Source organism: Arenimonas metalli CF5-1 (assembly GCF_000747155.1).
GTDB classification, from domain to species: domain Bacteria; phylum Pseudomonadota; class Gammaproteobacteria; order Xanthomonadales; family Xanthomonadaceae; genus Arenimonas; species Arenimonas metalli.
The window spans coordinates 18,984-31,233 of sequence record NZ_AVCK01000033.1 but is presented as its reverse complement, the minus strand read 5'-3'; the positions used below and the strand labels follow the sequence as shown (position 1 = coordinate 31,233).

The 12,250-nt window shown below is 63.2% G+C and carries 14 protein-coding genes; 9 read left to right on the top strand and 5 right to left on the bottom strand.

Going from position 1 to position 12,250, the window contains the following annotated elements; all coding sequences use genetic code 11:
* The first annotated feature begins 301 nt into the window (after positions 1 to 301).
* The 3 genes from glnA to N787_RS10505 all read left to right on the top strand — a co-directional run bounded on the left by glnA (position 302) and on the right by N787_RS10505 (position 3,269).
* Positions 302 to 1,711 (top strand): type I glutamate--ammonia ligase, encoded by a 1,410-nt coding sequence (glnA, locus tag N787_RS10515; protein ID WP_034213693.1) that lies wholly within the window; start codon positions 302 to 304, stop codon positions 1,709 to 1,711.
* 302 nt (positions 1,712 to 2,013) lie between these two features.
* A complete protein-coding gene (locus tag N787_RS15370) occupies positions 2,014 to 2,748 on the top strand; it encodes a hypothetical protein (RefSeq protein ID WP_052575373.1) in 735 nt (244 codons plus the stop codon).
* A complete protein-coding gene (locus N787_RS10505; protein ID WP_245594001.1) occupies positions 2,640 to 3,269 on the top strand; it encodes an SDH family Clp fold serine proteinase in 630 nt (209 codons plus the stop codon). Before N787_RS15370 ends, N787_RS10505 begins: the two co-directional genes overlap by 109 nt.
* Before the next feature lie 111 nt (positions 3,270 to 3,380).
* Here the strand turns inward: N787_RS10505 and N787_RS10500 are convergent, their stop codons facing one another.
* The 5 genes from N787_RS10500 to N787_RS14980 form a co-directional block, all read right to left on the bottom strand.
* Positions 3,381 to 3,665 carry a hypothetical protein gene (locus N787_RS10500; RefSeq protein ID WP_034213687.1) on the bottom strand — a complete coding sequence of 95 codons (285 nt, stop codon included), beginning with the start codon at positions 3,663 to 3,665 and terminating at the stop codon, positions 3,381 to 3,383.
* Between the two features lie 57 nt (positions 3,666 to 3,722).
* Positions 3,723 to 4,082, bottom strand: coding sequence for a hypothetical protein (locus N787_RS14990; protein WP_156968988.1), 360 nt, complete (start codon positions 4,080 to 4,082; stop codon positions 3,723 to 3,725).
* Positions 4,083 to 4,112: 30 nt separating this feature from the next.
* Positions 4,113 to 4,298 carry a hypothetical protein gene (locus N787_RS14985; protein WP_156968987.1) on the bottom strand — a complete coding sequence of 62 codons (186 nt, stop codon included), beginning with the start codon at positions 4,296 to 4,298 and terminating at the stop codon, positions 4,113 to 4,115.
* Between the two features lie 304 nt (positions 4,299 to 4,602).
* Positions 4,603 to 5,322, bottom strand: a complete 720-nt coding sequence (locus tag N787_RS14735; protein WP_084590759.1) for an SET domain-containing protein-lysine N-methyltransferase — start codon at positions 5,320 to 5,322, stop codon at positions 4,603 to 4,605.
* A gap of 3 nt (positions 5,323 to 5,325) precedes the next feature.
* A complete protein-coding gene (locus N787_RS14980) occupies positions 5,326 to 5,898 on the bottom strand; it encodes a hypothetical protein (protein WP_156968986.1) in 573 nt (190 codons plus the stop codon).
* Positions 5,899 to 5,975: 77 nt separating this feature from the next.
* Here N787_RS14980 and N787_RS14730 point away from each other — a divergent pair, with 77 nt between their 5' ends.
* The 6 genes from N787_RS14730 to N787_RS10470 all read left to right on the top strand — a co-directional run bounded on the left by N787_RS14730 (position 5,976) and on the right by N787_RS10470 (position 12,128).
* Positions 5,976 to 6,299 carry a helix-turn-helix domain-containing protein gene (locus N787_RS14730; protein WP_084590758.1) on the top strand — a complete coding sequence of 108 codons (324 nt, stop codon included), beginning with the start codon at positions 5,976 to 5,978 and terminating at the stop codon, positions 6,297 to 6,299.
* Between the two features lie 421 nt (positions 6,300 to 6,720).
* On the top strand, positions 6,721 to 8,856 hold the full coding sequence (locus tag N787_RS10490; RefSeq protein ID WP_034213718.1) for a peptidase domain-containing ABC transporter: 2,136 nt from the start codon (positions 6,721 to 6,723) through the stop codon (positions 8,854 to 8,856).
* Complete coding sequence (locus N787_RS10485) at positions 8,853 to 10,100, top strand: HlyD family secretion protein (RefSeq protein WP_034213680.1); 1,248 nt, start codon at positions 8,853 to 8,855, stop codon at positions 10,098 to 10,100. Before N787_RS10490 ends, N787_RS10485 begins: the two co-directional genes overlap by 4 nt.
* A gap of 87 nt (positions 10,101 to 10,187) precedes the next feature.
* Positions 10,188 to 10,400 carry a hypothetical protein gene (locus tag N787_RS10480; RefSeq protein WP_034213677.1) on the top strand — a complete coding sequence of 71 codons (213 nt, stop codon included), beginning with the start codon at positions 10,188 to 10,190 and terminating at the stop codon, positions 10,398 to 10,400.
* A 74-nt stretch (positions 10,401 to 10,474) separates the two neighbouring features.
* Complete coding sequence (locus tag N787_RS10475; RefSeq protein ID WP_034213674.1) at positions 10,475 to 10,681, top strand: hypothetical protein; 207 nt, start codon at positions 10,475 to 10,477, stop codon at positions 10,679 to 10,681.
* 106 nt (positions 10,682 to 10,787) lie between these two features.
* Positions 10,788 to 12,128, top strand: a complete 1,341-nt coding sequence (locus tag N787_RS10470) for a hypothetical protein (protein ID WP_034213671.1) — start codon at positions 10,788 to 10,790, stop codon at positions 12,126 to 12,128.
* Positions 12,129 to 12,250: the final 122 nt, after the last annotated feature.

The following is a 12,250-nucleotide window of genomic DNA, read 5'->3' as shown; positions in this document are numbered from 1 at the left end:
GGCGGGCGGCGGGGGTGGGGGGCGGAAGGTGGGGCGGAATGCGAGGAGGTAGTGAGTAGGAGGTAGGAGGTAGTGGGGGCGCGCGCGGATAGGCGGCTCTTACTACCTTCTACCTCCTACTCACTACCTCCTGCAGAAATCCCCAAAACACCGCAAAGTCCAACAAACGTTGCACCAAAAAAGGGATAGCGAACCCAGGGCGCACTCACTAAGCCTTGCCAATCAATAAGTTGAGTTCATGCCCGCCTTGGCACGCCCTTTGCAACCCCCGTCCCATCCCAACCCAGCCGGAGCCACCCGCATGTCGCTCGCCCATATCGAAAAGCTGATCAAGGACCACGAGATCGAGTTCGTGGACCTGCGTTTCACCGACCCCCGCGGCGTCCAGCACCACGTCACCTTCCCGGCGACCATCGTCGAGCCCGGCCTGTTCGAGGACGGCAAGATGTTCGACGGCTCGTCGATCTCGGGCTGGCGCGGCATCAACGAGTCGGACATGGTGCTGCTGCCGGATCCGGACACCGCGGTCATCGACCCGTTCACCGCCGATCCGACCCTGATCCTGACCTGCGACGTGCTCGACCCGGCCACCATGCAGGGCTACTCGCGCTGCCCGCGCGGCATCGCCAAGCGCGCCGAAGCCTTCCTCAAGGCCTCCGGCATCGCCGAGCAGGCCTTCTTCGGCCCGGAGCCCGAGTTCTTCATCTTCGACTCGGTGCGCTTCGGCAACGACATGGGCCACACCTTCTTCGAGATCGATTCCGAAGAGGCCGCCTGGAACAGCAAGAAGAAGTACGAGGGCGGCAACAGCGGCTACCGTCCCGGCATCAAGGGCGGCTACTTCCCGGTGGCGCCGACCGACCAGCTGCACGACATCCGCGCCGAGATGTGCAAGCTGCTGATGGCCGCCGGCCAGGAAGTGGAAGTGCACCACCACGAGGTCGCCAACGCCGGCCAGTGCGAGATCGGCACCAAGTTCAACTCGCTGGTGAAGAAGTCCGACGAGCTGCAGATGCTCAAGTACATCGTCAAGAACGTCGCGCACCGCAACGGCAAGACCGCGACCTTCATGCCCAAGCCGCTGGTGGGTGACAACGGCAGCGGCATGCACGTGCACCAGAGCCTGGCCAAGGGCGGCGTGAACCTGTTCACCGGCGACGGTTACGGCGGCCTGAGCCAGATCGCGCTGTGGTACATCGGCGGCGTGTTCAAGCACGCGCGCGCCATCAACGCCTTCTCCAACTCGACCACCAACAGCTACAAGCGCCTGGTGCCGGGCTTCGAGGCGCCGGTGATGCTGGCCTACTCGGCCTCCAACCGCTCGGCTTCCTGCCGCATCCCGTACGTGGCCAACCCGAAGGCGCGCCGCATCGAGATGCGCTTCCCGGACCCGATGAACTCGGGCTACCTGATCTTCACCGCGCTGATGATGGCCGGCCTGGACGGCATCAAGAACAAGATCGACCCGGGCGCGCCGAGCAACAAGGACCTCTACGACCTGCCGCCGGAAGAAGAGAAGAACATCCCGACCGTCTGCCACTCGCTCGACCAAGCGCTGGAAGCGCTGGACAAGGACCGCGAGTTCCTCAAGGCCGGCGGCGTGATGAGCGACGACTTCATCGACGGCTACATCGCGCTGAAGATGCAGGAAGTGACCAAGTTCCGCGCGGCCACGCATCCGCTCGAGTACCAGATGTACTACGGCATCTGAGCCCGCAGGATTCCCCTAGTTGGGGGATCCCCTAAAAGCCCTGCTAGGACCTTGATTTTTCAAGGTTTTTCTCCAGCAGGGCTTTTTTATGCGCGAACGTTTTCTTCATTGGACGACAGTTTTCTACCAAAAAACTGACTTTCCTTCTTCCATTCAGAGGCTTGAGCCTCGCACTTTGTTTTTTTTCCTTAGCTCCAGACCGGAAGTCGGTAGCGTGATTTCCATGAACACACGCCGCCCTACCTACGACACTCCGCGCCCTGTCCCGTCCCCCTCTCCGGCGTCCCTGTGGGGGGTGGGTCATGGCTGAGATCCTCACCCATCCCGCGTTCGCTGTGGTCCCTGACCAGCCGAAGGCACCCATCGCCCCAACCGCTGTGGACGAGTTCGTGGCCGAATGCCGCCAGCGATTCATCAACCACCACACCGCCCGTGGGTTCACCGCTTCCTATACCCAAGGCTGCTTGGATTGCCTGCACAAGATCCTGCGTTGGACCGGCAAGACGATTGTCGAGATCGGCGAGAAGGACTACGAGGCGTGGTGCGCAGCGCTTGGGAAGGAGGGTGTTGCCCGCAACACCCAGCGGACTTATCAGTCGCGGCTGAGGCAGGTGCTCATTTTCCTGTACGGCCAGGCGGACATTCAGAACGACGCGCAGCGGATTCTTGGGCGCCGGATTACGCTGTTCGCACACCGCGGAAACAGCCTTGTTCACAAAGTCGTCGATGAGACGCAGGGCAAGCGTCGACCGCCGACGTATGAAGAAGTAGACCAGTTCTTCGGGGCGATCGACACAGAGATCGAGCGCGTCGAGATTGAACATCCCCGGCGCCTGCTGGACCTTTTGCGCGACAAGGCAATGTTCTACGCGATGTATGTGCAGGGTGTGCGTCTGGATGAGCTTTGCGCGTCGCTGCCACCGAGTCGATCATCGACTATCTGCACTCGCTTTATGATGGCAACATTCGCGCGATCATCCCGCAGATGGCGATGTCTGGCGGCACGCTCATCGCGCTGTCTTGCAAGGAAATTGTGATGGGCCGTCAATCTAGCCTCGGCCCGGTTGATCCGCAGATCGGCGGAATGCCTGCTCAAGGCATCCTGGAAGAGTTCAACCTGGCGGCAACTGAAATCGCGAAGGACCCCAGTAGAATCCACCTGTGGCAGCCCGTTATCGCGAAATACTGGCCAACTCTCATCACGTCTTGCCAGCACGCAATCGATTGGTCAGACACCTTGCTCCGCCGGTGTCTAACGAATTGCATGATGAAGGACGAACCTGATGCGGTGAGGGTTGGAAAAATCGACAAGGTCGCCAACCTGCTGGGCAAGCAGTCGACGTCGAAGAGCCACAACCGGCATATCAGCCAAGATGTCGCAACATCGCTCGGCCTGAGTGTCGTTCGCCTTGAAGAGGACAACGCTCTTCAGGACCTAGTGCTGACGCTGCACCACGCCCTGACTATTACCTTCGCTCATACCGGGGCAGTAAAGATCATCGAGAACCACAAGGGTGTGGCTTACGTGCAGAAGATGGAAATCGTCAAAGCCGGGTGAGATGGAAAGCGACCGGTCTCACGCGCTGTGGCCTCTATATGCCCATTGAATGCATGGCAATGCCCGGCTGACATTCTGGGATGCCCAACAGAATTGGTTGAGCGAGGCGCCCTACTTCCGTTCCAAGATGAACTGGTGATAGATCGAGGACTTCTCGGTGGCGGCACTGTAGTGCGCAATCTTCCAGCCGGCTTCGTACAGTTCCTTGAGGGTGAAGACTCCGTCGTCGTGGCACTCGATCTCGGAGACGGTGCGCAACGGGCTGGGGTTCTGGATGTACAGGCAGGACATGACCCGCGTGTCGAGTGGGATGGAGTTGGCGGACTGGCCCTGGGCGGCGGCAGAGAGAGCGAGGCCAAGAAGCATGGCCAAGGTGAACTTCTTGAGTGAGGTCATTGATGTCTCCTTTTCAGATGCGGACATGTCGAGGCGGGATGTAAGCCTTGGGTGGGCTTAGCTGGCACGAGCGGGTTCTTCAGGCGCTTCCCGGATATGCGGAGGCTCAGGGGTCCAGGTCTGCGGCTGGGTGTCGGGGTGAGGGGTCACAAACTTGAGAGGAGGTTTGTTGGGATCGGGCGTGCAAGTGAACTCGTACAGGGGAGAAGGCGAGCCATCCTGATCAAGAGGCTTCTGCTTGCAGGCGGTCCTGTTGGTCTCAGAGAGGCCGTCGCGGAACATGATCCATTCGGACGGGCCGGGAGCAGGTTCGTCAGAGCGAAGCCATAAATAGAGTCCGGCGATGACTGTGGGGATGGCGATGGCCGCGACGAAAAGCCTGTAATCGCGGCTACTGATGTCGAGCGAAGGTTTCATAGGCAAGTCCGATGGCGATGGCTTTAGATTCTAACTGGTAGGTGCGACGGGTTCACGCCAGGCCGCGAACAGCTTATACAAGCCGGCGGACGACAGCGGGACGCGGACATCGCCAGGGACGACGAGGATGGGGGTGAACTTCTCGATGCCCGTGATCTGGAAGATCGACGTCACTTCCTTCCGGGGCGATAGCACAAACATCAGGCCGTTGTGCACGTTGAGAACGCAGCGGTGGACGGTCGGTCCTTGGGCAGAGCAGAGGCCGGCAAGCTGACGCACTGTGGGATGGACGAAAGCCGGGCCAGTAAGGGCAGGAGTGCGACCCGTGAGGCAGCGACCGGAAGTGGCCGGATACCGGGTCTTGGCCGCGGTCAGCACCAGCGAAATGGCTCATCCTCGACCGGCAAGGACGATCAACTGAGCCGGAACCCGCACTTGGAGCGGGTTGAACCGTTCTACTGCAGGCCTGAAACCAAAGCGCGAATGGAGACGGCCCCTCAGTCTTTCGGGGCTGGGAAGCCTATTTGAATCGATTGCAGAGCGTGCAGATGCAATCAAATCCGTAGAGCGTCCGTAGGATAGATTTTCGACTAGAAGATTCAAGTGCTAAGAACGACTCAGCCTTATCAAATTTCATACTTAGCTCGTTGGGAAGGTCTCGGACCTGATCCGGGGCGTACGAATAGGCTATCTCCTCGCCCTCGGGAATATCGCGAATAGCGACCATACCTAAGATACGTTCGCGCACGTCTTCCACTGTGGAAGAACTCCACCATTTCGCGTTCGGCTCGCATGAGTGATTTGCTTTGCACGAAAACGGTGCGATCACGGCGCGGTCAACAACACTTATTTCACCGATGCCCGTGTGTAAGGCAGTCAGACAACGCACATTGTAGGCGGCGGCCAAACAGTATGCGTCCCGCATTCTGTCTGCCGATATCTTCCCGGTTTCAACCAACTTCTGGAGCCAATGGGCATCCTCGGAAGCTACACCCAAGGTCCAGCATTCTGGATGCATGCCCAGTCTCAAAAGATGCTCGAAATGGTTCTCGAGATGTATTCGGAGGGCTAGCCTCACGATCTGAGGAATGTGATCGTCCGGCGCTACGGAGCTCTCGTGAACCAAATACTGCTCTAAAAAAATCACTTCGCCGGCCTTAACGGCACAGGTAGAAAATAGGCCTTCCATTTCCGAACTAACTGGACCAACAACTACTCGACTGGTATCCACCACTCCCATGGCTCAGAGATCGGTGGCACGCTCTTTAGCATTGAACCGCACCGCCCACTCTTTCTGCTTTGCCTCACTCATCAGAATAATGCTTGAGTAGGTCACTCGGCGCCTCTCGTTGCTCCAATCGAACGGCTTAGCGATCACCACGGCGTCGTTATCCCCGGTCCAGACATGCCGCTCGCGGACCACGGTTTTCTCGCCCCTTCTCTCAAGGACGTTGTCTGCAATCGACTCTGAATACTCGGGCTCACCAAACTTCTCAATGAGCGTTGGAACTGCGGCTCGCATCTGGTCGTAGGAAATGTTCTCCAACGCTATGTTGACGGTCTGGCCATCGAGTAGCTTCACAGCCAGGAAGGCTGGCGTGCCACCAAGTGATGATCGGCGGTCAAGGCAGTAGACCAAGCCAGCGTCATGTGGCTCGGCTTCACATGCTGCAGCGGGGAATAGTTCTTTCACTTCGTCAACAGACGCGCCTAAGCGAAGGCCCTTTAGGTCCCAGTCGGCGGAGGGTTCGCTAGCATTCGCCGCGACAGACAATACGAAGCCAATAGCTCCGGCAAGAACGGCGTTCGATCGCATCTAAGACCTCGTATCGCGTTTTTAGATATCGGAAATGTGAATATAGCGTCATTGACCGCACTCGCCAAGAAGCGGTCATGCCCAAATCCATCCATCGCCCCGAGTACGCCGTCCTGACAAGGATGCTGCGAGATGCCAGGGTCGAATCTGGCTTCCATCAAACTGAAGTCGCGGAACAGCTCGGCAGGTCCCAGTCCTTCTTGAGCGACGTTGAGCAGGGTGGTAGACGACTGGATATTCTTGAACTTCGCGACCTCTGCTCAATCCTTAAGATTGACTTTCTGTCCTTCGTTAGTCGTTTCGACGAAGCGGCTAAGTCGACAGCGAGTACGAGTGCACGACCTAGGGTGAAGCAAAGCCGATCGAAGCAGAATCGGCGCAACCAAACAGAGCGCGGTTGACGTTGGGGACGCCCGTCCATGCGGGACGATTAATGTGGCCGGTCCAGCACGTTCACAGCTGCGTGGATACACAGTAGCCCCAGAGGATCTCCGGCACCCCGTTGCCTACCTGCAGGCATCTCAGGCAGCATCTCTGCGGTATCCCAGTTGAGCCGTTTCCCGGATGGCGTACCACCACGAGCGGCCCGGTGAAGACCGGGCCGCTCTCATTCTATTCGCGGCAGGGCGTCCCACGTACGCATCACTAAGCACGTTAGATGCAATCAGCAAAATGAAGCGTCCGCGCGGCGCGCTAAGCAAAACCGCACCAATTCGCGCGTATTGAGGAAAAAGCGCCGCGTTTGCTTGCGACTGCCATCGACGGCCGATACGTTGTGCACCCCGCGCTGGACGTTGGTTGCACCGCGAAGCCCTGGCCCAGATGAAAACGGACGTCATCCTTCAATCGGAATCTTCGGAGTGCGGCCTGGCCTGCCTGGCGATGGTGGCCAGCCGTCACGGTGCCAGCGTGGGCCTGCGGGACCTGCGCCAGCGATTCTCGCTCTCGCTCAAGGGTGCCAGCCTCTCGCGGCTGATCAACATCGCCGGGCAGCTCGGACTCCAGTGCCGGCCGCTCCGGTTGGGGATGGACGAAATAGGGCGGCTCAAGACGCCCTGCATCCTGCACTGGGACATGAATCACTTCGTCGTCCTGGCGAAGGTGGCCGGCAAAAAGCTGGTGGTCCTGGACCCGGCATTCGGCAAACGCGAAATGACATTGGCCGAAGCCTCGGACCATTTCACCGGCGTCGCGCTCGAACTGACGCCGGGCGAGGGGTTCACGCCGCGCAAGCCGGCGCCCGCCATTGCCATCCGCCAACTGACCGGGCGCGTGACCGGGTTGTGGCGTGCGCTGGCCATGATCCTGGCGCTGTCGATGGTGCTGCAGGTATTCGTGCTGCTTGCGCCATTCTTCATGCAGTGGGTGGTCGACCAGGTGCTGGTTTCGGCCGACCGTGACCTGCTGACGGTCCTCGGACTGGGCTTCGGGCTGGTGCTGCTGCTCCAAGTCGCCATTGGCGTGCTTCGCGGCTGGGCCGTCGTCTACCTTTCCTCGCGCCTCGGGCTGCAGTGGATGGGCAACGTCTTCAGCCATCTGCTGCGCCTGCCTCTCGACTTCTTCGAGAAGCGGCACCTGGGCGACATCACCTCGCGCATGGGAAGCGTGCAGGCCATCCAGCGGACCTTGAGCACCAGTTTCGTCGAGGCGCTCGTGGACGGCCTGATGGCGGTCGTCACGCTGGGGATGATGCTGCTCTACAGCGTGAAGCTGGCGCTGGTCACGCTGCTGGCGGTGGCGATCTACCTTGGCTTGCGCGCCGTCGCGTTTGGCCAGGTCAGGGAGGGCACCGAGCAGCAGCTGGTCGCCGCCGCCAGGCAGCAAAGCCATTTGCTCGAGTCGATCCGCGGCGTCCAGTCGGTCAAGGTCGCCGGACGCGAGGGCCTGCGCCGTTCGACCTACTTCAACCTGATGAACGACACCGTGAACCGCGACATACGGATGGCCTGGCTGGGCCTGGGCTTCAATTCCGGAAGCCAGCTCATCTTCGGCCTCGAGCGCATCGCCGTGATCTGGATCGGGGCCATCCTGGCCATGCAAAACGTTCTCTCGGTGGGCATGCTGATCGCCTACCTTGCCTACAAGGACCAATTCGCGCTCCGCATGGGCGGGCTGATCGACAAGTGGATCGAGTTCCGGATGTTGCGCCTGCACGGCGAACGCCTCGCGGACATCGCGCTTGCCGAGCCGGAGCTGGACGCCAGCGCCTGCGGCGACCAGGCGCGGCAGCTGCCCGAAGACACCCGGCTGGAGGCCAGGGGCCTGTCGTTCCGCTACGCCGAGGGCGAGCCCTGGATCATCAAGGACTGCAGCTTCGCGGTGGAAGCCGGGGAGTCGGTCGCGATCGTGGGTGCGTCCGGTTGCGGCAAGACCACCTTGGTCAAGCTGATGCTGGGCTTGCTCAAGCCCGTCGAAGGGACGATCACGATCGGTGGGCGGGACCTGGCGCGCTTGGGCCACGAGGCCTACCGGCCCCTGATGGGAGCGGTGATGCAGGACGACCAGCTGTTCGCGGGCAGCGTGGCCGAGAACATTGCGTTCGGCGATGAGAACCACGGCCCCGAAGGGATCGAGGCAGCGGCCCGTCTGGCGGCCATCCACGACGAAATATCGGCGATGCCGATGGGCTACCACAGCCTGATCGGCGACATGGGCACGACCCTGTCGGGTGGCCAGAAGCAGCGGGTCATCCTGGCGCGGGCGCTGCATCGCCGGCCCGGCATCCTGTTCCTGGACGAGGCCACCAGCCACCTTGACGTCGAGCGAGAGCGGCTGGTCAACGAGGCCGTGCGGGAGCTCAAGCTGACCAAGGTCATCATCGCGCACCGTCCGGAGACGATCGCGAGCGCCGACCGGGTGCTGGTGATGCATGGCGGCCGAATGGTCCAGGAGATCAGGCCGGCGGCCCCCGCATCCCAGCAGGCTTCGGGACACGCCAACGAGACGGCGGCGGCATGAGCCAGGACCTGTTCCGGAAGGAAGTGTTGGAGGCCCGGCAGAACCGCCAGTTGGGCGGTATCTCCCTGTCGCAGCCTCTGGAGGCCTGGCTGCTGGTCGGCTTTTCCATCCTCGCGGCCATCGTCATCGTTGCCTTCCTGCTGCTTGGCGAATACACCCGACGCTCCCGGGTCACCGGACAACTGGTTCCGGACCTGGGCCTGGCGACGATCGTTTCCCCGACCAGCGGCGTAGTTGCGCGGCTGTTCCCGGAGGAAGGCGAACAGGTCGTGAAGGACCAGGCGCTGACGATCATCGACGTGCCGCGCGTGATGGCGTCGGGCACGGATGCGCTGAGCGTGATCCGGCAGGGCCTGGAGACACGTCGCGAGAGCCTCGAATCACTTGGCCGGTCGCAGGCGGACCAGATCGAGGCACAGCTGGCCGGCCTGTCCCGCCAGCGCGACGCAGCCCGTCGTGAGCTGGCGCAGATCGAGGATGAAATAGCGACCCGGCGGGAGCAGGTCCGCGTGGGCAGGGAAACCAGCGACCGCTACCGAACGCTGGCCGACCAGGCCTACATAAGCAGGATCCAGCTCAATCAACAGGAGCAGGCCGTGCTCGAGCTGACCTACGAACAGCAGTCGCTGGAACGCCAGGCCACCACCCTGCGGCGCAACCTCGCGCAGCTTGAGCAAACCCTGCTCGAGCTTCCGGCCCGCCGGGAAGGAGCGCTCGCGACCACGCGCCGCGATCTCGCCGCGCTCGAGCTGGAGCGCGTGCAGCAGGAGGCCAGCGGCGAACTCCTGATCCGGGCACCGGTGGCCGGACTGGTGGCCAGCCGCCTGATCGAACCCGGCCAGGCCGTCCAGGTGGGCCAGCCCCTGATGAGCCTGCTTCCGGCCGGCTCCCGTCTACAGGCACAGCTGCTGGTTCCGAGTGCGGCCGTCGGCTTCGTCGAGCCCGGGGACGAGGTCCTGCTGCGCTACCAGGCCTACCCGTACCAGAAGTTCGGCCATCACCGCGGCACCGTGATCCGTATCTCGCGCAGCGCCGTGGCTACGACGGGCGGCGACGGACAGGACCGCGAGCCCTACTACCGGGTGCTCGTGGCGCTGGACAGTCAATCGATCCTGGCCTACGGCAACGCCGAGGCCTTGCGGCCGGGCATGCGCCTGGATGCCGACATCCTGGGCGAGCGCCGGAAGCTCTACGAGTGGGCGCTGGAGCCGCTGTACGCGGTGCGCGGCAGGATCGCGCATTGAACGGGCCGGCCACGCCCAGCCTTTTTTCGCCGGGAACCCGGCCCCGCGGCGCAGGGGAACTGCGTCATACCAACAGGAGTTGCAACAATGCGTGAGCTTAACTTCGAGGAAATCTCGGCCGTCGACGGCGGCGTCAGCAGCGACGCGGTGTACGGCACCGCCGTCGGCGTGGCCACCGCCTTTGCGATCGCCGCGGTCGGCGCCGTGGCCGTGCCGATCGCGGCGACGGGCATCGTGGTCCTCGCCGGTGCGTCGATCGTTGCCTCGGGCATCGCCATCGCCACCGTCCTGACCGAGTGATCCCACCGGTCCGTTGAATCCGGATAATGATCGTGGTTTGCTGCAGCAAACCACGGTTTTCGAGGAATAGCGCCATGCAGGCAAGCCATCGAACCCACCTTTCCGTGTTTCTGCTGGCAGTACTGTCCAGCGTCTTCCTGTTCTCGTTCGACGTCATTGATCGTGGCCGGATCCTTTACGTGGCCGCGGGTCTGTTTGCCTTCGGCGAGGTCGCCCTTTTGACCAGTCGGTTCCACCACATGCTCGCCATGCGCAGTCGGGGCGGCGCTCCCCCGCGTTAGTTGATCCCTCTTCTTCCCGGGTGCTGGGATCCGCGTCCAAACTCCTTCTGCTTGCCGCTGTGGCGAAGCAGCCGCTAGCATTCGGCGCTTCGACAGGGAGTGCGCGATGAAGTGGGTCACACGGATCCTGCAGGCCCTGGCGCTGCTCGTGGTGCTGGCCATGGTCTTGACGGCGACGCTGCGTTGGTTCGCCCTGGACGACGAGGCACGCGACGACGTGGCGATGCTGATGGCGCCGGGGCCGGAGGCATCGGGCGACAACGGGTTCGCGGTGCTGTTGCTCAGCAACCATGAAGTGCCGGAGGCGCGGTTCGACGAGGTGATGGCGGGCGAGGTCGCGCGCTTCGAAGCCTTCGAGCGGGTGAACCGCGAGGCGATGCTGGCGATGGCGCGGACCTCGCCGCAGTCGTCCCCGATGGGGCTGGCCTACCGGCTGCTCGAAGACGGCGGATTCCCGGCCCGCGAGCCGGTGCCGCTGAACAATGCAGGCTGCTCACTGCGCGGCGTCGGCTGCCTCGACAAGGTGCGCGACGACCCGGAGGCGATCCGCGCGCTGCTGGCGACGGCGGGCGACCGCACCGGGTTGGCGACCCGCGCGCTGGCCAGCGGGCACATCCGCAGCCCCTATCCGCGGGGCTTCCAGGCGCCGCTGCCGCCCTACCAGAACCTGCGCCTGCCCCTGATCGCCGCGGCCCTGGACGGCGTCGAGGGCCGGGTGCCCGCGGCGATGTCCCGCGCCTGCGGCGTTCTCGCCGACGCCCGTCGCCACGCCGCCCGCGCCGACGACCTGGTCCAGAAGGCGGTGATGATGTTGCTGGGGAACGGCGCGGCGGAGCTCTTGCTCGACCTGCGCCGTGCCTCGCCCGACACGCCGCTGCCGCCCTCCTGCGCCGAGGCTCTGGTGCCGGTGCAGGACGGTCACTACCTGCTCTGCGAGGTCCTGCGCGACGAGTTCCGCATGGCCTCGCGCATGGCACGCCAGATCGACGAAGCGCTGGCGGCGCGCCGGAACCCGCGTGACCTGTTCCTGCGGTTCACGGCGATCGATGCCGGCGTCCACGACGCGTGGATCGCGCCGCGCTACGCCGACACCTGCCGCGACGCCTACCGGGCGAAGCTGCTGGCCGGCGAAGTACCGCCGACGCAGGGCACCACGATCGGGCTGTCGAACCCGACCTGCTGGGGCGCCGTCATCAGCTGCACCCTGGCCCGGGCCACCCAGCTCAACGTGGAGCGCTACCAGGCCCAGGCCCTGGACAGCGCGGCAACGCTGCGACTGCAGCTGGCGGCCCTGGCGGTGCTCGACGGCCGCCTGCCGCGCGCCCAGGCCGCGGCGGCGTCGTCGTCGCCGGGCTATGGCCTGCCACAGGCCACTGACGAGGAACTCGCCATCACCCTGAAGGCGCCCGTCCGGAAGGACCAGCCGCGCTACACCGTCCGGTTCTGACGCCGCGCGCCGGCGCGCGGCGCCGGATCAAACCTGGCACGGGTGCGCAGGCGGCGGGCATGCGGCGTTGCACCACGCCCCCCGAGGGGAAATCTGTAATATCCGGGTAGGAAACTTCGTAC